Source organism: Atopobacter phocae ATCC BAA-285, assembly GCF_000526675.1.
Lineage (GTDB): Bacteria > Bacillota > Bacilli > Lactobacillales > Aerococcaceae > Atopobacter > Atopobacter phocae.
Genome location: NZ_JAGN01000021.1, coordinates 1 through 16,877, shown reverse-complemented (window position 1 = coordinate 16,877; position 16,877 = coordinate 1). Strand labels below are relative to the sequence as shown.

The 16,877-nt window shown below is 37.7% G+C and carries 23 protein-coding genes and 1 pseudogene; 2 read left to right on the top strand and 22 right to left on the bottom strand.

All coding sequences use genetic code 11. The annotated features are described in order from the left end of the window. Window positions 1-9 precede the first annotated feature (9 nt). From L866_RS0104685 to rpsJ, 15 genes are read right to left on the bottom strand one after another with little or no spacing between them, the layout of a single operon-like run. Complete coding sequence (locus tag L866_RS0104685; RefSeq protein ID WP_025729635.1) at window positions 10-195, bottom strand: type Z 30S ribosomal protein S14; 186 nt, start codon at window positions 193-195, stop codon at window positions 10-12. 18 nt (window positions 196-213) lie between these two features. Further along, window positions 214-753 carry a 50S ribosomal protein L5 gene (rplE, locus tag L866_RS0104680; protein ID WP_025729633.1) on the bottom strand — a complete coding sequence of 180 codons (540 nt, stop codon included), beginning with the start codon at window positions 751-753 and terminating at the stop codon, window positions 214-216. Between the two features lie 24 nt (window positions 754-777). Then, window positions 778-1,089, bottom strand: a complete 312-nt coding sequence (gene rplX / locus L866_RS0104675; protein WP_025729631.1) for a 50S ribosomal protein L24 — start codon at window positions 1,087-1,089, stop codon at window positions 778-780. 20 nt (window positions 1,090-1,109) lie between these two features. Beyond that, window positions 1,110-1,478 carry a 50S ribosomal protein L14 gene (gene rplN, locus L866_RS0104670; protein WP_025729629.1) on the bottom strand — a complete coding sequence of 123 codons (369 nt, stop codon included), beginning with the start codon at window positions 1,476-1,478 and terminating at the stop codon, window positions 1,110-1,112. Between the two features lie 31 nt (window positions 1,479-1,509). Next, window positions 1,510-1,776: a 30S ribosomal protein S17 gene (gene rpsQ / locus L866_RS0104665; protein ID WP_025729627.1), complete on the bottom strand. Its 267-nt coding sequence runs from the start codon at window positions 1,774-1,776 to the stop codon at window positions 1,510-1,512. A 24-nt stretch (window positions 1,777-1,800) separates the two neighbouring features. Beyond that, the gene (gene rpmC, locus L866_RS0104660; RefSeq protein WP_025729625.1) at window positions 1,801-1,995 is read right to left on the bottom strand and encodes a 50S ribosomal protein L29; all 195 of its coding nucleotides are present in this window, start codon (window positions 1,993-1,995) and stop codon (window positions 1,801-1,803) included. Continuing rightward, on the bottom strand, window positions 1,985-2,419 hold the full coding sequence (gene rplP, locus L866_RS0104655; protein WP_025729623.1) for a 50S ribosomal protein L16: 435 nt from the start codon (window positions 2,417-2,419) through the stop codon (window positions 1,985-1,987). Before rplP ends, rpmC begins: the two co-directional genes overlap by 11 nt. A 3-nt stretch (window positions 2,420-2,422) precedes the next feature. Beyond that, window positions 2,423-3,076 (bottom strand): 30S ribosomal protein S3, encoded by a 654-nt coding sequence (gene rpsC, locus L866_RS0104650; protein WP_025729621.1) that lies wholly within the window; start codon window positions 3,074-3,076, stop codon window positions 2,423-2,425. 3 nt (window positions 3,077-3,079) lie between these two features. After that, window positions 3,080-3,436: a 50S ribosomal protein L22 gene (rplV, locus tag L866_RS0104645; RefSeq protein WP_025729619.1), complete on the bottom strand. Its 357-nt coding sequence runs from the start codon at window positions 3,434-3,436 to the stop codon at window positions 3,080-3,082. 16 nt (window positions 3,437-3,452) lie between these two features. Next, entirely contained in the window at window positions 3,453-3,734 is a 282-nt protein-coding gene (rpsS, locus tag L866_RS0104640; RefSeq protein ID WP_025729618.1) for a 30S ribosomal protein S19, read from the bottom strand. A gap of 36 nt (window positions 3,735-3,770) precedes the next feature. Further along, the gene (gene rplB, locus L866_RS0104635) at window positions 3,771-4,601 is read right to left on the bottom strand and encodes a 50S ribosomal protein L2 (protein WP_025729616.1); all 831 of its coding nucleotides are present in this window, start codon (window positions 4,599-4,601) and stop codon (window positions 3,771-3,773) included. A 57-nt stretch (window positions 4,602-4,658) separates the two neighbouring features. Further along, complete coding sequence (gene rplW, locus L866_RS0104630; protein ID WP_025729614.1) at window positions 4,659-4,946, bottom strand: 50S ribosomal protein L23; 288 nt, start codon at window positions 4,944-4,946, stop codon at window positions 4,659-4,661. Then, window positions 4,946-5,569: a 50S ribosomal protein L4 gene (gene rplD, locus L866_RS0104625; RefSeq protein ID WP_025729612.1), complete on the bottom strand. Its 624-nt coding sequence runs from the start codon at window positions 5,567-5,569 to the stop codon at window positions 4,946-4,948. The genes rplW and rplD overlap by 1 nt, the downstream gene beginning before the upstream one ends. Before the next feature lie 26 nt (window positions 5,570-5,595). Further along, window positions 5,596-6,228 carry a 50S ribosomal protein L3 gene (gene rplC, locus L866_RS0104620; protein WP_025729610.1) on the bottom strand — a complete coding sequence of 211 codons (633 nt, stop codon included), beginning with the start codon at window positions 6,226-6,228 and terminating at the stop codon, window positions 5,596-5,598. 21 nt (window positions 6,229-6,249) lie between these two features. Further along, the gene (gene rpsJ, locus L866_RS0104615; protein ID WP_025729608.1) at window positions 6,250-6,558 is read right to left on the bottom strand and encodes a 30S ribosomal protein S10; all 309 of its coding nucleotides are present in this window, start codon (window positions 6,556-6,558) and stop codon (window positions 6,250-6,252) included. Between the two features lie 383 nt (window positions 6,559-6,941). Here rpsJ and L866_RS0104610 point away from each other — a divergent pair, with 383 nt between their 5' ends. Then, complete coding sequence (locus L866_RS0104610; RefSeq protein ID WP_025729606.1) at window positions 6,942-7,901, top strand: DUF1002 domain-containing protein; 960 nt, start codon at window positions 6,942-6,944, stop codon at window positions 7,899-7,901. Window positions 7,902-8,056: 155 nt separating this feature from the next. On the opposite strand, the gene tuf is transcribed toward L866_RS0104610, so the two are convergent. From tuf to hslO, 7 genes are all read right to left on the bottom strand, one after another. Then, window positions 8,057-9,244: an elongation factor Tu gene (tuf, locus tag L866_RS0104605; protein WP_025729604.1), complete on the bottom strand. Its 1,188-nt coding sequence runs from the start codon at window positions 9,242-9,244 to the stop codon at window positions 8,057-8,059. Window positions 9,245-9,368: 124 nt separating this feature from the next. Continuing rightward, a complete protein-coding gene (fusA, locus tag L866_RS0104600; RefSeq protein WP_025729602.1) occupies window positions 9,369-11,456 on the bottom strand; it encodes an elongation factor G in 2,088 nt (695 codons plus the stop codon). Window positions 11,457-11,557: 101 nt separating this feature from the next. Further along, window positions 11,558-12,028 (bottom strand): 30S ribosomal protein S7, encoded by a 471-nt coding sequence (gene rpsG / locus L866_RS0104595; RefSeq protein WP_025729601.1) that lies wholly within the window; start codon window positions 12,026-12,028, stop codon window positions 11,558-11,560. Window positions 12,029-12,058: 30 nt separating this feature from the next. Next, on the bottom strand, window positions 12,059-12,472 hold the full coding sequence (gene rpsL / locus L866_RS0104590) for a 30S ribosomal protein S12 (RefSeq protein WP_025729599.1): 414 nt from the start codon (window positions 12,470-12,472) through the stop codon (window positions 12,059-12,061). Window positions 12,473-12,912: 440 nt separating this feature from the next. Next, a complete protein-coding gene (gene lysS / locus L866_RS0104585; protein ID WP_025729597.1) occupies window positions 12,913-14,457 on the bottom strand; it encodes a lysine--tRNA ligase in 1,545 nt (514 codons plus the stop codon). A gap of 95 nt (window positions 14,458-14,552) precedes the next feature. After that, a complete protein-coding gene (gene dusB / locus L866_RS0104580) occupies window positions 14,553-15,542 on the bottom strand; it encodes a tRNA dihydrouridine synthase DusB (RefSeq protein WP_025729595.1) in 990 nt (329 codons plus the stop codon). Beyond that, window positions 15,542-16,462, bottom strand: a complete 921-nt coding sequence (gene hslO, locus L866_RS0104575; protein ID WP_025729593.1) for an Hsp33 family molecular chaperone HslO — start codon at window positions 16,460-16,462, stop codon at window positions 15,542-15,544. Before hslO ends, dusB begins: the two co-directional genes overlap by 1 nt. Window positions 16,463-16,687: 225 nt before the next feature. Here hslO and L866_RS08570 point away from each other — a divergent pair. Beyond that, window positions 16,688-16,877, top strand: a pseudogene (locus L866_RS08570) (ISL3 family transposase); the annotation flags it as partial.

Genomic DNA, 16,877 nt, shown 5'->3' with positions numbered 1-16,877 from the left:
TTTGTTTTTTTACCAGCTAGCCTTTTTAAGTCCCGGAATTTGTCCTTTATAGGCAAGTTCACGTAAACAGATACGGCATAGTTTGAATTTACGATATACTGAATGTGGACGTCCACAACGTTCACAACGAGTATATTCTTGGACTTTGAATTTTTTTGGTTTATGGTTTTTTTCAACCATTGATTTTTTAGCCAATCTACTCGCCTCCTTTGATTATTTTTGGAATGGCATTCCAAGTTGTAGTAATAGTTCTTTGGCTTCTTCATCAGTGTTTGCTGATGTAACGATTACGATATCCATACCACGAACTTTATCTACATCATCATAAGAGATTTCTGGGAAGATTAATTGTTCCTTGATTCCCAATGTGTAGTTTCCACGGCCGTCGAAAGATTTTTTAGAAATTCCACGGAAGTCGCGCACACGTGGTAGTGATACTGTAACTAATTTGTCTAAGAAGTCATACATTCTTTCGCCACGTAATGTAACTTTCGTTCCAATCGGCATACCTTCACGTAAACGGAAACCTGCGATTGATTTCTTAGCTGTTGTTACAACAGGCTTTTGACCTGAAATTAATGTCAATTCGTTAACAGCCTTTTCTAAGTTTTTCGCGTTACTTACGGCATCACCAACACCCATGTTGATCACGATTTTTTCAACTTTAGGGGCTTGCATGATACTTGTGTAACCAAATTTCTCAATTAATGATGGAACAACAGTTTTGTTATATTTTTCTTGTAAACGATTCATTGATTAAGTGGCCTCCTTTCAGAATTATTTATCGATTGTTTCGCCCGTTTTTTTACTATAGCGGACAAGCTTGCCGTTTTCTTCACGTTTACCAGTACGAGTTGCATCCCCAGTAGCTGGATCAATTAGCATAACGTTTGATACGTGAATTGGCATTTCAATTTCTTTGATTCCACCAACTTGGTCGGCTTGTGTTGGACGTGAGTGTTTTTTAGCAATGTTAATTCCTTCAACAACTACACGTTCTTTCTTTGGTAAAGATTTAGTAATAATACCTTCTTTACCTTTGTCTTTTCCTGCGATTACTCTAACTTTATCGCCAGTTTTTACATGCATGAATAGGCACCTCCTTCGTTCTATAGTACTTCTGGAGCTAGTGAAACAATTTTCATATAGTTATTATCGCGTAATTCGCGGGCAACTGGTCCGAAGATACGTGTTCCACGTGGGCTCTTGTCATCTCGAATTATTACACATGCATTCTCATCAAAGCGAATGTATGAACCATCTGGACGGTGTGTTCCTTTTTTAGTACGGACAATTACCGCTTTAACAACATCACCTTTTTTAACAACTCCACCAGGTGTTGCATGTTTAACAGTTGCTACGATCACATCACCAATTCCTGCTGTTTTGCGTCCTGAGCCGCCTAATACTTTAATTGTTAATACTTCACGTGCACCTGAGTTATCAGCTACTTTTAATCGTGTTTCTGATTGGATCACGGTTAGTTCCTCCTTCCTTGAAGTTTCTAAATTAGATAATTACTGATTCTTCAACGATTTCGACTAAACGGAAATTTTTTGTAGCTGAAAGCTTACGAGTTTCCATAATGCGGACGATATCGCCTAATTTTGCAGAATTATTTTCATCATGTGCTTTAAAACGTTTTGAGTATTTCACACGTTTACCGTATGTAGAATGGCTTTTGTATGTGTCTACAGATACAACGATTGTTTTATCCATTTTGTCACTTACTACGCGGCCTTGGTAAACTTTACGTTGATTGCGTTCGTTTGACATTAGATTTCCCTCCTTTATCGATTGTTATTTAGACAATTCTTGTTGACGTAAGACAGTTTTAATACGTGCAATCGATTTGCGGACTTCTCTAATACGAGTTGTATTTTCTAATTGTCCAGTAGCCAATTGGAAACGAAGATTGAATAATTCTTCTTTGAACTCTTTTTCTTTTGCAATCATTTCTTCAGTGGATAATTCTCTAATATCTTTAGCCTTCATTCGATTCACCACCATTTTCATCACGTTTTACGAATTTCGCTTTAACTGGCAATTTATGCATAGCTAAACGCAACGCTTCACGTGCCACTTCTTCGGAAACTCCGCCGATTTCGAACATAATTTTTCCACGTTTTACTGGTGCAACCCAGCCTTCAGGAGCCCCTTTACCAGAACCCATACGAACACCGATTGCTTTTGCTGTATATGATTTGTGAGGGAAGATTTTAATCCATACTTTCCCACCACGTTTCATGTAACGAGTCATTGCGATACGAGCTGCTTCAATTTGACGGTTTGTAATCCATTTTGATTCAAGAGCTTGTAATCCATATTGACCAAATGCTACTTCTGTTCCACCTTTTGCTTCACCGCGCATTTTACCACGGAATACACGACGGTGTTTTACACGTTTCGGTACTAACATTGATTATTTCCCTCCTTCCTTATTAGTTCTAGTTGGGAGTACTTCACCACGATAGATCCAAGTTTTAACACCTAATTTACCGTAAGTTGTATCTGCTTCTTCCCAAGCGTAATCAATATCTGCACGTAATGTATGCAATGGAACTGTTCCTTCTGAATATGATTCAGAACGTGCCATATCTGCACCATTTAAACGGCCTGATACTTGTGTTTTAATTCCTTTCGCTCCTGCGCGCATTGTACGTTGAATTGCTTGTTTTTGAGCACGACGGAATGCGACACGGTTTTCTAACTGTTGTGCAATTGATTCAGCTACTAATTTTGCATCTAAATCAGGTTTTTTGATTTCTACGATGTTGATGTGTACTTTTTTACCAGTTAATTGGTTTAAAGATACACGTAGCTTGTCAACTTCTGATCCACCTTTACCAATCACCATACCAGGTTTAGCAGTGTGGATTGATACATTGATGCGCTTTGCAGCACGTTCAATTTCAATGGTAGATACAGATGCATCTTTTAGCGTTTTGCTAATAAAATCACGAATCTTTAAATCTTCATGTAAGTAATCGGCATATTGTTTGTCAGCATACCATTTAGCATCCCAATCACGAATAATGCCAATACGCATACCAATTGGATTAATCTTTTGACCCACTGATTATCCCTCCTTAGTTTCTGATACCACTACTGTAATGTGGCTTGTACGTTTCATAATTGGTGAAGCTGATCCTTGAGCGCGTGGACGGAAACGTTTCATTGTTGGTCCTTCGTTCACGAATACTTCACTTACTACTAGACTGTTTGCGTCTAAATCATAGTTGTGTTCAGCGTTAGCAATTGCAGATAAAAGTACTTTTTCAACTGCTAAATTTGCGCCTCTTTGTGTGTTTTTTAAAATTGCAATAGCTTCTCCGACTTTTTTACCTCGGATTAAGTCGATTACTAAACGAACTTTACGAGGTGCGATTCGGACAGTTTTTGCAATAGCTTTTGCGCTAGTAATGCGTTCTGCCATTCTCTCTTCCTCCTCGTTATCTTACTTTCGTTTTCTTATCGTCGCCAGAGTGGCCACGGAAAGTTCTTGTAGGTGCGAATTCACCTAATTTATGTCCAACCATATCTTCTTGAATGTATACTGGAACATGTTTTCTACCATCATAAACTGCAATTGTCTGTCCAACGAAGTTAGGGAAAATTGTTGAACGACGTGACCAAGTTTTAATAACTACTTTACGGTCACTTTTGTTTGCTTCTTCCACTTTTTTCATTAAGTGGGCATCGACGAAAGGTCCTTTTTTCAAACTACGACTCACGTTTAGTCCTCCTTCCAAAATCTACTTAGGAATTAATTATTTCTTACGACCACGAACAATCAATTTATTAGATTGCGCTTTGCCATTTCTTGTCTTCACGCCACGAGTTTTCTTGCCCCATGGTGACATTGGGCTTGGACGTCCGATTGGTGCGCGTCCTTCACCACCACCGTGTGGGTGATCGTTAGGGTTCATTACAGAACCACGAACAGTTGGGCGTTTACGCATCCAACGTGAGCGACCTGCTTTACCAATGTTTACTAATTCATGTTGTTCATTACCAACTGTACCAACTGTTGCACGGCAAGTTGAAAGAATCATACGTACTTCACCTGAGTTCAAGCGAACTAAAGTATATTTACCTTCGTTACCTAAAACTTGTGCACTAGTTCCAGCAGAACGAATTAATTGTCCACCTTTACCTGGCTTAGTTTCGATATTGTGGATAACAGTACCGTCTGGCATGTTACCTAATGGTAAAGTATTACCTACTTTGATATCAGCATTTTCACCTGATTCAATTTTTTGTCCAACTTTTAAGCCTTTTGGTGCAATAATGTAAGTTTTAATACCATCTTCATAATGGATTAACGCAATATTTGCACTACGGTTTGGATCGTACTCAATTGCTGCTACTTTTCCAAGCACTCCATCTTTATTACGTTTAAAGTCAATCATACGATATGCACGTTTGTGTCCGCCACCTTGATGACGTACTGTAATTTTACCTTGACCGTTACGTCCGGCATTATTTTTAAATGACTTTAATAATGTTTTTTCAGGAGTTGTTTTAGTAATTTCACTAAAATCATATCCGGTCATGTTACGACGACCATTTGTGGTCGGTCTATATTTTTTAATCGCCACGTATTGTCCCTCCTATATAAGTAGTCTCTTCACTTGAATATCTAGTCTTTTGACTAATTATTCTTCATTAAATAATTCGATGTTTTTTGAATCTGCTGTTAATTTAACTATCGCTTTACGACGTTTCTTTGTATAACCTTGGTGACGTCCCATGCGTTTTAATTTTCCGCGAACGTTCATGATGTTAACTTTTTCTACTTTTACACCGAAGATTTCTTCAATCGCTTTTTTAACATGTGTTTTTGTTGCGCGAACATCTACTTCAAATGTGTATTTTTTGTCGTCCATCATGTGCATTGACGCTTCAGTAATAACTGGACGTTTAATGATATCATAACTATTCATTATTTAAGTCCTCCCTCTACAGCTTCTAGAGCTTCTTTTGTGAAGACTAATACGTCAGCATAAACTACATCTAATACATTCACACCAGTTGGTGAAACAATCATTACATTCGGTAAGTTACGAGCTGATAATGCTACTTCTTCATTACCTTCTTCAAGAACTAATAAAACTTTCTTGTTCACGTTTAAATTGTTTAACATTGTGTTGAATTCTTTAGTACTTGGTTTGTCATATGCTAACTTATCAATCACAATCATGCCTTCGTTTTGCGCTTTATCTGATAACACGGATTTAAGTGCTAAACGACGTGCTTTTCTGTTCATTTTTTGTTTGTATGAGCGAGGTGTTGGTCCAAATACCACTCCACCACCAACCCATTGTGGGCTTCTGATTGAGCCTTGACGTGCACGACCTGTTCCTTTTTGTCTCCAAGGTTTACGTCCACCACCACGAACCGCTGAACGGTTCTTAACGGCATGTGTTCCTTGACGTAATGAAGCACGTTGCATAATAATTGCATCAAATACGACACTTTCATTTGGCACGATGCCAAAAATTTCTTCGTTTAATGTTAATTCGCCGTTTGCTGTTCCATCTTGCTTAAATACATTCACTTTAACCATACGTATTATCCTCCTTCCTCAATAAATTATTGGCCTTTAACTGCCGCTTTAATTTCGATTAATGATTTTTTAGATCCAGGTACATTACCTTTAATCAAGATAACGTTACGTTCTGTATCAACACTCACGATTTCTAAGTTTTGGATTGTTACGCGGTTACCACCCATTTGACCTGGTAAGTTTTTGCCTTTAAATACTTTAGAAGCATCTGAAGCCATACCCATTGATCCAGGACGACGATGGAAACGTGAACCGTGGGCCATTGGTCCGCGGCTTTGTCCGTGACGTTTGATAACGCCTTGGAATCCTTTACCTTTTGATGTACCAGTGACGTCAACGATGTCGCCTGCTTGGAAAACATCTACTTTCACTTCTTGTCCTACTTCGTATTCTCCTAGCTCAACACCGTTAATTTCTCGAATGAAGCGCTTAGGAGCCGTGTTTGCTTTTGCTACATGACCTTTTTCTGGTTGGTTGCTCAAAATATTACGTTTGTCTTCGAAACCTAATTGAACAGCTTCATATCCATCTGTTTCAACTGTTTTGACTTGTAAAACAACGTTTGGTGTTGCTTCAACAACTGTTACAGGCACTAATTCACCTGATTCAGTGAAGTATTGAGTCATTCCAACTTTTCTTCCTAAGATTCCTTTTGTCATGGTTACACCTCCATATTTTTATTATAATTTAATTTCAATGTCAACGCCGCTTGGTAAGTCAAGCTTCATTAAGGCATCAACTGTTTTTGGCGTTGGGTTTGAAATGTCGATTAAACGTTTATGTGTACGCATTTCAAACTGCTCGCGACTATCTTTATATTTGTGCGTTGCACGAATTACTGTATATAAAGATCTTTCTGTTGGCAATGGAATTGGTCCAGCTACACCTGCACCTGTTCTCTTTGCTGTTTCTACGATTTTTTCCGCTGATTGATCAAGCGCACGATGCTCGTAAGCTTTTAATCTGATGCGAATCTTTTGTTTTGCCATTTTTTTACCTCCTTCGTCAATTGTCTTTCAATGACTAGCTCCACGCGAATATCCGACACCGCCCACCATGGCAAAGCGTCCGGGCGTGTCGCAACCTCTCGCTTCTCAGCTAACCTTCCCTAATGTTAGGGGGGCGTGCATGTAGGCATAGTTCACCGCAGCACTCTTACCATTATACATACATCATTTAATTAGTTCAACCTTTTTTTATTGTTTTAGCAAGGTTTTTTTGATTTTTTTCTCTTAATTTTATTGTAAGTGTTTTCTGATAGAAAATTGTTTCATTTTTATCACTTTCCTAATATTTCCTTACTATTATTTCAAACAAATCGTGATATGATAGTCATATCTTTCCATTTTATATAGAAAAGAGGAACTTAAACATGACAATTAAATCAAAAATATTTGGACTAACAGCATCTATCGGATTCTTACTATCTTCATTATCGCCTACTATTTTTGCGGATAAGGTAGAAATGTTCACTTATGGCGAATCACTGACTACTAGTCAGTACCAAGAAACTCGAAATTTATTAGGTGTTCCAAAGCAAACAGAGGAAATAAAAGTTCAAATTAATGAATTAAATAGTTTACTCAACGATAATTATCCTTATAATCAAGTGTATTCTTCTACTTATATTACACCGTCTTCTACTAATAACGGAGTTGAAGTAGAAATTGTTACACCTCAAACCATTACCACTATAACACCTACACAGTATCGAAATGCAGCAATTACAGCTGGTGCAACTAACGTTAAAATAAAAGTTGCTAGCGCCGTTCGTGTTGACGGATCTGGTGCACTGGCTGGTGTTTATAAAGCGTTTAAAGCAACTGGGCAAGCTCTTGATCAACAAGCAGTTCAAGTTGCACAAGATGAATTAAATACTTCATCTTCAATTACTCAAGAAAATAAAGATAAACCTGGTTATTCTGATGAACTTTTGAACTCAGCAATCGCAGATATTAAATCAGAAATTGCCGAAAAGAAAAAAGAAGATGGCGAAATAAGTGCCCAAGATATTTCTATCATTATTAATAACACGATTAACAACTACAACTTACAAAATGTTTTAACGGATCAAAATATCGAACAGCTCAATCAATTTATGAATCGCTTCAGTGAGTTAAACTTATCCGCTGAGCAGACAGCCGCATTAAAAAACTTAGGTTCAGACTTAAAATCAAAAGGTGGAGAATTGTTCAATCAAGTTAAAAACAACTTAAGTACTATTGAAGAAAAAGCTAAACAAATTAATCCAGAAGAAGCAAAGGGCTTCTTAAATCAAGTGATTCAATTCATTACCCAGTTGATCAATTCGATTGTTCAGCTTTTTAAATAATTTTTCTTCATATTGGTTGTACATATTAAAAAAATCAAAGATTAATCGCACAAAGTTGTGATCTCTCTTTGATTCTTTTTTTATGCACAAAAAAACTCTCCCAATAAAGGGAGAGTACATCGTCTGATCATTTATTTTATTCAATAAAATTTGAATTAGTCTGTAATTTTAGCTACAACTCCGGCACCAACAGTACGTCCACCTTCACGGATTGAGAATTTTGTTCCTTCTTCAATCGCTACAGGGTGAATTAATTCTACTTGCATTGTAATGTTGTCACCAGGCATAACCATTTCTGTACCTTCTGGTAATTCGATAACACCTGTGATGTCAGTTGTACGGAAGTAGAATTGTGGGCGGTAGTTTGAGAAGAATGGAGTATGACGTCCACCCTCTTCTTTAGTTAACACGTAAACCTCTGCTGAGAATTTTGCGTGTGGTGTGATTGTTCCAGGTTGTGCTAAAACTTGTCCACGTTGGATGTCGTCACGTGTAACACCACGTAATAACGCACCAATGTTATCCCCTGCTTGAGCAAAGTCTAACAATTTACGGAACATTTCAACACCTGTAACTGTTGTTTTGTGAGTTTCTTCGCTGATACCAACGATTTCAACTTCGTCACCAACTTTGATTTGTCCACGTTCAACACGTCCAGTAGCAACAGTACCACGACCAGTAATTGAGAATACGTCCTCGATTGGCATCATGAATGGTTTGTCTGTGTCACGTTCTGGAGTTGGAATGTAAGCATCTACTTCTTCCATCAATGTTAAGATTTTTTCTTCGTATTCTGGTTCGCCTTCTAAAGCTTTAAGAGCTGATCCAGCAACGATAGGAGTGTCATCTCCTGGGAAGTCGTATTCTGATAATAAGTCACGTACTTCCATTTCAACTAATTCTAATAACTCTTCGTCATCAACCATGTCCATTTTGTTTAAGAAAACAACGATGTATGGAACACCAACTTGGCGTGATAATAAGATATGTTCACGTGTTTGAGGCATTGGACCATCAGCTGCAGAAACAACTAAGATCGCGCCGTCCATTTGAGCAGCACCAGTGATCATGTTTTTAACGTAGTCCGCGTGTCCTGGGCAGTCAACGTGAGCATAGTGACGAGTTTCTGTTTCATACTCAACGTGAGATGTGTTGATTGTGATTCCACGTTCGCGTTCTTCTGGAGCTTTATCGATTGAGCTGTAGTCTGAAGCTTCAGCGAAACCTTTTTTAGATAAAACTGTTGTGATAGCAGCTGTTAAAGTTGTTTTACCGTGGTCAACGTGACCAATTGTTCCGATATTTAAATGTGGTTTTGTACGATCGAATTTTGCTTTTGCCATTCTTTAAATTCCTCCTAAGTTTAGGTTGTTTTATTATGCGCTTTTACACGCTTTATTACTTAAATTATACAGACATATATAGCAATTAGTCAACTGTTCCCTTTTTATTATTAGGAAACGTTAATTAATCGTTACCTTTGCCGTGTTTTTCAATAATTTCTTCTTGGATGCTCTTCGGTAAATCAGAGTAGTGGTCAAATTGCATTGTAAACGTTCCACGACCTTGTGTTGAAGAACGTAAAGTAGTTGCATATCCGAACATTTCTGATAAAGGAATCATTGATTTAATGATTTGAGCATTACCACGAGTTGTAGTACCTTCAATTTGTCCACGACGTGCGTTAACATGTCCCATTACATCTCCTAAGTATTCTTCAGGAACTGTAACTTCTACGGCCATGATTGGCTCTAAGATAACTGGTTTAGCTGTCTTAGCTGCTGCACGTAATGCCATTGAAGCTGCCACTTTAAAGGCTGTTTCACTTGAGTCGACATCGTGGTATGATCCGTCATACAACTTAGCTTTAAGGTCAACCATTGGGAATCCAGCTAAGATACCATTTTCCATTGCGTCTTTAAGACCTGCTTCAACTGCTGGAATGTATTCACGAGGAACAACCCCACCGACGATAGCATTTTCAAATTCAAATCCGGCACCTTCTTCGTTAGGTGTAAATTCAACCCAAACATGTCCGTATTGACCTTTACCACCTGATTGACGTACGAATTTACCTTCAGCTTTAGTTGCTGCACGGAATGTTTCACGGTATGAAACTTGAGGCGCGCCAACAGTTGCTTCAACTTTAAATTCACGTCTTAAGCGGTCAACGATGATATCTAAGTGTAACTCACCCATTCCGGCGATGATAACTTCACCAGTTTCTTGGTCAGTTGCTGCACGGAATGTTGGATCTTCTTCTGATAATTTTTGAAGTGCGATACCCATTTTATCTTGGTCAGCTTTTGATTTAGGCTCAATCGCTACTTCGATAACTGGTTCAGGGAATTCCATTGATTCCAAGATAATTGGTGAATCAATTGCACATAATGTGTCCCCTGTTGATGTATCTTTCAAACCAACAGCTGCTGCGATATCTCCTGAAAATACTTCAGGAATTTCAGCACGGTGGTTCGCATGCATTTGTAGGATACGTCCAATACGTTCACGTTTTCCTTTAGTTGCATTTAATACGTATGATCCAGACTCTAATTTCCCTGAATATACACGGAAGAATGTTAAACGACCAACAAATGGGTCTGTCATAACTTTGAAAGCTAACGCACTAAATGGTTCTGAATCATCTGCGTGACGTGCTTCTTCTTCTTCTGTATCAGGTAAGATACCCATAATCGCTGGAATATCAGTTGGAGCTGGTAAGTAGTCAATAACGCCGTCAAGCATTAATTGAACACCTTTGTTTTTGAAGGCTGACCCACAGAATACTGGGTAGAATTTAACATCTAAAGTAGCTTTACGAATAGCAACTTTTAATTGTTCTTCTGTAATTTCTTCGCCTTCTAAGTATGACATCATTAGTTCTTCATCTGTTTCAGCAACAGCTTCAACTAATTTTGTATACCATTCTTCAGCTAATTCTTCGAATTCTGCTGGGATTTCTTCTTCACGGATTTGTGTTCCTAAGTCATCTTCGTAAATGTAAGCTTTCTTATGAACTAAGTCGATAATTCCTGTGAATTGATCTTCCGCACCAATTGGTAATTGTACTGGGAATGCATTTGCTTGTAAACGGTCATGTAATGTATCAACAGAGTACAAGAAGTCTGCCCCAATTTTATCCATTTTGTTAACAAACACGATACGAGGAACACCGTATGTTGTCGCTTGACGCCATACAGTTTCAGTTTGTGGTTCAACACCACTTTGCGCATCCAAGATTGTTACAGCACCATCTAATACACGTAATGAACGTTCTACTTCGACTGTAAAGTCCACGTGTCCTGGTGTATCGATGATATTTACGCGGTAACCTTTCCATTGTGCTGTTGTAGCAGCTGATGTAATTGTAATACCACGTTCTTGTTCTTGCTCCATCCAGTCCATTTGTGCCCCACCATCGTGAGTTTCACCAATTTTGTGGATACGTCCTGTATAGTACAAGATACGCTCTGTACAGGTTGTTTTACCTGCATCAATATGGGCCATGATTCCGATATTACGAGTTTTCTCTAACGTAAATTCTCTTTTTGCCATTGTTGATTGGAACCTCTCTTTCGTTGTTTCGTTTAATACTTTTATTATACACGTATAATGGGTAAGCTTTAAAAATTATTATAGAATAATTTTTATTTATTTTACCATCTGTAATGTGCAAAGGCTTTGTTAGCTTCTGCCATTCTATGTACATCTTCACGTTTCTTAACAGATGCACCTGCGTTGTTCGCTGCATCCATGATTTCACGTGCTAAACGAAGTTCCATTGTTTTTTCACCGCGTAAGCGAGCGAAGTTAACTAACCAACGTAATGCTAAAGTAGTTTGACGTTCTGGACGAACTTCAACTGGTACTTGGTAGTTTGATCCACCAACACGACGAGCTTTAACCTCTAATACAGGTTTTACGTTTTTCATTGCTTCATCAAAAACTTCTGCTGGGTTGTTTCCAGTTTCTTCTTTGATTAATTCGAATGCTGCATATAAAATATTTGAAGCTTTACCACGTTTTCCATCAACCATTAATTGGTTAATTAAGCGAGTAATTAGTTTTGAGTTGTAAATTGGATCTGGTAATACATCGCGTTTTGCGACTGGTCCTTTACGAGGCATCTAAAGCACTCCTTTCATCTGTCTTAATCTTTATTTTTTAGGTTTCTTAGTTCCGTATTTTGAACGACTTTGCATACGTCCATCAACACCTGCAGTATCTAATGCACCACGTACGATATGGTAACGAACCCCTGGTAAATCTTTTACACGTCCACCACGGATAAGTACCACACTATGTTCTTGCAAGTTGTGGCCAATACCTGGGATATATGCGGTAACTTCGATTAAGTTTGATAAACGGACACGCGCATATTTACGTAACGCCGAGTTAGGTTTCTTAGGTGTCATTGTACCCACACGAGTACACACTCCACGTTTTTGAGGAGAGTTTGAATTTGTTTGCGTCTTTTTGAAACTGTTATAGCCTTTGCCTAACGCTGGAGATTTTGATTTTTCCACCGCTGTTTTACGCCCTTTACGGACCAATTGGTTAATTGTAGGCATCTCTGTTCCTCCTTTAAGTCAAATTAGTTAATTAAATAGCTTTTTGCTAGTCCACACATCCAGGCGTGTTATTTTCGCTTATTAAAAAACGACACGCTCTACATGTCAGGATGAGCTCTTATTAAATCAGCACGTCTAAATTAGATTTAGGGATAGAATAAAAGCACCTTAGTTAGATTACCATTGATAGAATAAGTTGTCAAATGATTTCTTGAATATTTTCATCTGTTTTCTTAGTTCTCTATACTTGCCACAAGTCCTTAAAATGATTGATACGTTACTTCTGTTTTATCGTAGTTAAAAAGAACGATTCATGCTCTTTCAAAAAATATAAAAATAAAGCCTGATATAGCTAAAGTTAATTGCCTACATTTATTGAAACATATACAAAAACTGGAGTTAGTAGTCTACTTACTAACTCCAGTTCATTAACGACTAATTTATTCAGCTAAATCGCTAGAATCTTCGTCTGTTTGCTCTTTTTTATTTTTGTCTTGACCTAGTGGCTTCATTGTTGGGAACAACAATACGTCACGAATTGATTGTGAATCCGTTAATAACATAACTAAACGGTCGATTCCAATTCCTAATCCACCTGTTGGCGCTAAACCATACTCCAATGATTCAATAAACTCTTCATCATATGGATGAGCTTCATCATTACCTGCTGATTTTTCTTCAACTTGACTAATGAAACGTTCACGTTGATCGATTGGATCAGTTAACTCAGTAAACGCATTGGCGTATTCATGTTTCATAATGAATAATTCAAAACGATCGGTAAAGCGTGGATCTTCATCATTTGAACGTGCTAACGGCGATACTTCTTTTGGATGACCGTAAACAAAAGTTGGTTCAATCAATGTTTCTTCAACAAATTGTTCGAACGCTTCGTTCACAATATGGCCGTATGTTGCGTGATGCTCTTCAATTTCAATATGATGTTCTTTAGCAATTCGAATCGCTTCTTCATCACTCTTCACATTCCAGAAATCGATACCTGATACTTCTTTAATGATATCAACCATATGAACACGGCGCCATGGCTTACCAATATCTAATGTCACACCATTATAAACAATTTCAGTTGTCCCTAATACACGACGCGCTACTTCTTGGATTAATTCTTCTGTTAAATCCATAATGTCAAAGTAATCTGCATACGCTGTATACACTTCTACTGATGTGAATTCAGGGTTATGTGTTGTATCAATACCTTCATTACGGAAAATGCGTCCAATTTCATAAACGCGTTCCATTCCACCGACAACTAAACGTTTTAAATGCAGTTCGGTTGCAATGCGTAGATACATTTGAATGTCTAAAGCATTATGATGTGTAATAAATGGTCGAGCAGCTGCTCCACCTGCTAGCGTTTGTAAAATAGGTGTTTCAACTTCTAAGTAGCCTAAGTCATCTAAATAATGACGGATTTCAGCAATGATTTTTGAACGCTTCACAAAGCGGTCCATACTTTCATCATTGGCAATTAAATCTAAATAACGTTGACGATAAATTTGTTCCACATTATTTAATCCATGATATTTATCAGGTAATGGGCGAAGCGCTTTTGTTAAATGAACGAATTTATCTGCTTTAACCGATAATTCACCCATATTCGTACGCATTAATGTTCCTTCTACACCAACAATATCACCTAAGTCAGCATGTTTAAATACATCATAATCAAATTCGCCCACTTTATCTTGACGGACATAAATTTGAATTTGAGCTGAACGGTCTTTTAGATGAGCAAAACCCGCTTTTCCTTTTCCACGTTTAGTCATCATTCGTCCTGCAATAGCCACACGAATTTCTTGTTCATCAAATTGCTCTTTTGTTGTTTCTTTATATTTCTCAGCTAAATCTCCTGCTAAATCTGAACGTACAAATCCATTCGAAAAAGGATTAATGCCCTTTTCACGTAACGCATCCATTTTTTCGCGACGTACTTTCAGTTGGTCATTCAATTCTTCTAATACCATCTCGTTTCCTCCTTCGTGTTTAAAAGTTCTATTTCATCATGACATATTTCACGAAAAATTCAAGCTTTTTTCACATCTGATTCAATTTATTCTGTCTAGCGTAAGCGAGATTCAACTTGTTGTACAAATTGATCGATATATTCAATAATTTCTGCTTGTGTACTTGCTTGATTAATGGCTACTTTAGTTTTCGATGCTCTTGGTATGCCTTTTAAATAATAACTCGCAATCTTCCGAAATTCTCGAGTAGCGATTGATTCACCTTTTAGCTGGACTAAACGTTGTAAGTGAAGTTTAGCGATTTCCATTTTTTCTCTCACTGTAACTTCCGGTAAATGTTCACCCGTTTCAAGAAAATGAACCGTTTGGCGAACAAGCCACGGATTCGATAATACACCGCGTCCAATCATTACGCCGTCTACTCCCGCTTCATCCATCATTCGCTTCGCATCTTCCGGCGTTTTAACATCCCCATTGCCTATTAACGGAATACGTTTTAAGGCTTTCTTTACATTTCCCAAAATACGCCAATCTGCTTCACCGTCATACATTTGGACACGTGTTCGTCCATGCATTGCGACAGCACTGGCGCCTGCCGATTCAGCTGCTAATGCATTTTCAACGGCATATAGGTGCTCTAAGTCCCAGCCTGTTCTCATCTTTACAGTTACCGGTAAATTTACTTCTTTAACCACCGCTTCAACCATTTCATGAATTTTATTTGGATCTAGTAGCCACTTTGCTCCCGCTTCAGCCTTAATGACTTTGTTGACCGGACAGCCCATATTAATATCAATAATAGCTGCTTCTGTATGCTCTTCTACATATTTAGCTGCTTCTACTAACGTGTCTTTCGATCCACCCATAATTTGTACAGATAATGGATACTCATTTGGCTCAATATGTAACATATCTAATGTTTTTTCATTACGAAATTGAATGCCCTTGTCACTAATCATTTCACAGACAACTAATCCGGCACCAAACTCTTTAACAGTTACACGAAATGCTGAGTTGCTAATTCCCGCCATTGGAGCTACTACTACCGGATTGGGAACAGTAATATTACCAATTTGAAAACTCATTATTCTTCACCTCGATCCATTTGTTCATTCAGCAATCTTTTTTCTTTAATTGTTTCAATCAGTTGTTCTAAATCTTCTGCTGTATATTGATATTTTTTATTACAAAAATGACAAACCACTTCAGCTCCATTGTCTTCATCAATTAGTTCTTGAATATCTTTTTCACCGATTGACATAAGCCCTTGATTGAAGCGTTCGCGATTGCATGAGCAACGATAGCGAATAGGCTCTGTACTTAATAAATTAACTTGCCCTTCTCCTAAAATACGTTCTAACATATCTTCAGGCGTATCACCAGCTGCCATCATTTCATAAATTTGTGGTAGTTTGGCTAAACGTTCTTCTAACTCTGTAATCGTTTCTTCTGTGGCTCCTGGCATGAGCTGAATCATAAATCCTCCAGCCGAAATAATTGAATCATCTGTATCTACATAAACTGACACACCAATGGCTCCATTTATTTGTTCAGATACAGCCATGTAGTAGGTAAAATCACTACCTAATTCCCCATCGACAATCGGGATTTGTCCACTAAACGGTTCTTTCATTCCTAAATCTTTAATGACTGTAATTGTACCACTTGTTCCGACTACTTTACGAACATCGATTTTCCCTTGTTCATTCGGATCAACTGCAATGTTTGGATGTTGAATATATCCACGGACATCTCCATTACCTAATCCTTCCGTAAAAATCTTGCCACCCAAGCCATCACCTTGCACTTGAATCATTAATCGTTCATCGTTTTTCATGTTCTTACTAAATAGTGCGGTTGCAATTAACGTCCGTCCTAAAGCTGCTGATGAACCGCTCCATAAATCAAACCGTTCTTGTGCTTCTCGGACTGTTTGTGTGGCATCGATACTAAATGCTCGAATCTCTCCATTTTTACTCATTGCTTTTACTAAATAATCTTGCATCATTATCCCTCATTTCATTCTTTATATTTTTCACTATATTTACTTTCATGTCAACTTTTAAGTGTTTTTATTTCACTTTATTCATTCTAACAAACAAAAAAGGTTCTATAATTTATAGGGTTGATGGCCAAAGGCCTCAACTCTATTTTTTATTTTAGGGTACAAAAAAGAACAGATCTCCTGTATATTATAAGCGACCAAACCATAATAAAGGAGAGCTGTTCTGTGACTAAAATTATACCATCTTTACTCGGATTAAACGATAAAAACATCAAAATTAATGACCAAAAATTAACAAAATGTTCAATTAAAGGACGTTTATCTTTTCTATTATCTGGCCAATTAATCGAGCCGATTGATTGTTGCCCGTGTTGTGGAAGCCCTTCTTCAGAATATTCGATTGTTAAAAATGGCA

What these genes read in the sequence shown, in the direction of transcription:
- rplE (WP_025729633.1), bottom strand. Translation starts at nt 753, where the DNA reads ATGAATCGTTTACAAGAAAAATATAACAAAACTGTTGTTCCATCATTA.
- rplX (WP_025729631.1), bottom strand. Translation starts at nt 1,089, where the DNA reads ATGCATGTAAAAACTGGCGATAAAGTTAGAGTAATCGCAGGAAAAGAC.
- rpsQ (WP_025729627.1), bottom strand. Translation starts at nt 1,776, where the DNA reads ATGTCAAACGAACGCAATCAACGTAAAGTTTACCAAGGCCGCGTAGTA.
- rpmC (WP_025729625.1), bottom strand. Translation starts at nt 1,995, where the DNA reads ATGAAGGCTAAAGATATTAGAGAATTATCCACTGAAGAAATGATTGCA.
- rplP (WP_025729623.1), bottom strand. Translation starts at nt 2,419, where the DNA reads ATGTTAGTACCGAAACGTGTAAAACACCGTCGTGTATTCCGTGGTAAA.
- rplV (WP_025729619.1), bottom strand. Translation starts at nt 3,436, where the DNA reads ATGGCAGAACGCATTACTAGCGCAAAAGCTATTGCAAAAACTGTCCGA.
- rplW (WP_025729614.1), bottom strand. Translation starts at nt 4,946, where the DNA reads ATGAATAGTTATGATATCATTAAACGTCCAGTTATTACTGAAGCGTCA.
- rplD (WP_025729612.1), bottom strand. Translation starts at nt 5,569, where the DNA reads ATGGTTAAAGTGAATGTATTTAAGCAAGATGGAACAGCAAACGGCGAA.
- rplC (WP_025729610.1), bottom strand. Translation starts at nt 6,228, where the DNA reads ATGACAAAAGGAATCTTAGGAAGAAAAGTTGGAATGACTCAATACTTC.
- rpsJ (WP_025729608.1), bottom strand. Translation starts at nt 6,558, where the DNA reads ATGGCAAAACAAAAGATTCGCATCAGATTAAAAGCTTACGAGCATCGT.
- L866_RS0104610 (WP_025729606.1), top strand. Translation starts at nt 6,942, where the DNA reads ATGACAATTAAATCAAAAATATTTGGACTAACAGCATCTATCGGATTC.
- tuf (WP_025729604.1), bottom strand. Translation starts at nt 9,244, where the DNA reads ATGGCAAAAGCAAAATTCGATCGTACAAAACCACATTTAAATATCGGA.
- fusA (WP_025729602.1), bottom strand. Translation starts at nt 11,456, where the DNA reads ATGGCAAAAAGAGAATTTACGTTAGAGAAAACTCGTAATATCGGAATC.
- rpsG (WP_025729601.1), bottom strand. Translation starts at nt 12,028, where the DNA reads ATGCCTCGTAAAGGACCAGTCGCAAAACGCGATGTATTACCAGATCCA.
- rpsL (WP_025729599.1), bottom strand. Translation starts at nt 12,472, where the DNA reads ATGCCTACAATTAACCAATTGGTCCGTAAAGGGCGTAAAACAGCGGTG.
- lysS (WP_025729597.1), bottom strand. Translation starts at nt 14,457, where the DNA reads ATGGTATTAGAAGAATTGAATGACCAACTGAAAGTACGTCGCGAAAAA.
- dusB (WP_025729595.1), bottom strand. Translation starts at nt 15,542, where the DNA reads ATGAGTTTTCAAATTGGTAATATTACTGTTCCCAATCCGGTAGTAGTA.
- hslO (WP_025729593.1), bottom strand. Translation starts at nt 16,462, where the DNA reads ATGCAAGATTATTTAGTAAAAGCAATGAGTAAAAATGGAGAGATTCGA.